The organism is Sunxiuqinia sp. sy24 (assembly GCF_052677165.1).
In genome coordinates this window covers 1-1,460 of record NZ_JBQYLH010000042.1, presented here as the reverse complement: position 1 = coordinate 1,460, position 1,460 = coordinate 1, and the positions used below count along the sequence as shown (strand labels likewise).

The following is a 1,460-nucleotide window of genomic DNA, read 5'->3' as shown; positions in this document are numbered from 1 at the left end:
GTATACGAGACCCGTACGTACGGTGGTGTGAGAGGCGCTCCGGTGGGCTATTAGCTCACCGGCCGTCTACTCGATTGCCTGTAGTTATTTTCTAATCAATTTTATTTTCTCTTTTTCCGCATCCTCATCTTTTAAATCACTTGAAATATAATATAAAATTGTGTCTGCACTAATCCTTTCAAATATTTCATAATGAGGCTCTGACTCTAAAACGTGACTTGCTTGAAGCACATATTTATTTTCCAAATTCTTATCAGTCCAATCAATAAAAAACTCACTTTTTATAGTTCCTTGTTTGTTCATTACTGAGTCCTTTGTGAAAATCCATTCTGGTTCACTTGGATTTGTAGAATTGTACCATTTCCCAATAATCCAATCGGGTGGCTTTATCGAACAAGCTGTCAAAATGAAGGCAAAACTGATATAAAGAATCCATTTTTTCATAGTCAAGGTCTTATGTAAAAGATAAATAGTACCAACCATTCGTAATCTTTGAAAATCCAGTCACATCGTAGCCATTTATCCTAAATCGTTCTACTTTTTCGATTTTTTCCAATTGTTCTTTAGTCACAAAAAACAATCCGTATCCATTATCAATAAACCTTCTCATTATGAAAAGCACACCGAATTCACATTTCTCAATTTCGATTATGTCCGTTGTTTTAATGAATGATTTAATAATTTTCCTCTCTGAATCATTTAGCAAAACTGAATCAACTCCATATTGAAAATTTTCAACAATTAATCCATCAAGAGGTCTATTATAAATCCGTCGAATTGAGTCTTGTTGTAGAATCAAATTTATTGCTTTGTCATTGTCCTTATAAAGTTCAATTGCATATTTTCGAGTCGGTATTTTCCACAAATTCAATTGTCCTTGCAAAATTGAGAATATAACAATCAATCCTATCGTAATCAGTTTGGGAATCCAATTTCTAATTATTATCAGGCTTAGGATTATTACAGTCAAAAATATTCCAATCCGCAAAAACCATAATCCGTGTGAATTTGGAAAATCATATAATTGCAATCCTGATTTCGTGAGCAACAAAAGCAAAATTAGAATCAATTTCCATTTATTATCTGATATGTAGGTTCGTATCTTCATCTAATTACAGGCAACACTTGAATATCCACAGTCTTGTGGATATATTCGCTTTAGCTGAATGTATTTCTGTTGGTTAATAGACTGCTTAGGGGTGGTTGATGAGTGTAGGGTCGCACGGTCATAGGTTGTTTCGATTTTTAGTTTCGCCGATCAATTTACAAAACTTTACAAAACAAATGCCTACGTAAACTCATTTTATTCTTATTTTAAGCAAAATGACTCTGTTTAATCAGGACTTCCAACCAACGAACTCCATTTGTCGGACATTCCCTTAGAGGTAGTGTTCAACAAACTGTGTCAATTCTATTTTTGCTATTACAGTTTTAGTTGGCATCGTTCTTCAAATTTAATA

General features: G+C 33.4%; 2 protein-coding genes. Both read right to left on the bottom strand.

Annotated features, from left to right (window positions below; all coding sequences use genetic code 11):
* Positions 1-84 precede the first annotated feature (84 nt).
* Positions 85-444 (bottom strand): lipoprotein, encoded by a 360-nt coding sequence (locus tag ACUNWA_RS19000; RefSeq protein ID WP_445593507.1) that lies wholly within the window; start codon positions 442-444, stop codon positions 85-87.
* Positions 445-454: 10 nt separating this feature from the next.
* Positions 455-1,108, bottom strand: a complete 654-nt coding sequence (locus ACUNWA_RS18995; protein WP_445593506.1) for a hypothetical protein — start codon at positions 1,106-1,108, stop codon at positions 455-457.
* Positions 1,109-1,460 lie beyond the last annotated feature (352 nt).

Bases quoted from the DNA above. Each gene is read 5' to 3' on its own strand.
- ACUNWA_RS19000 (WP_445593507.1), bottom strand. From the start codon at position 444: ATGAAAAAATGGATTCTTTATATCAGTTTTGCCTTCATTTTGACAGCT.
- ACUNWA_RS18995 (WP_445593506.1), bottom strand. From the start codon at position 1,108: ATGAAGATACGAACCTACATATCAGATAATAAATGGAAATTGATTCTA.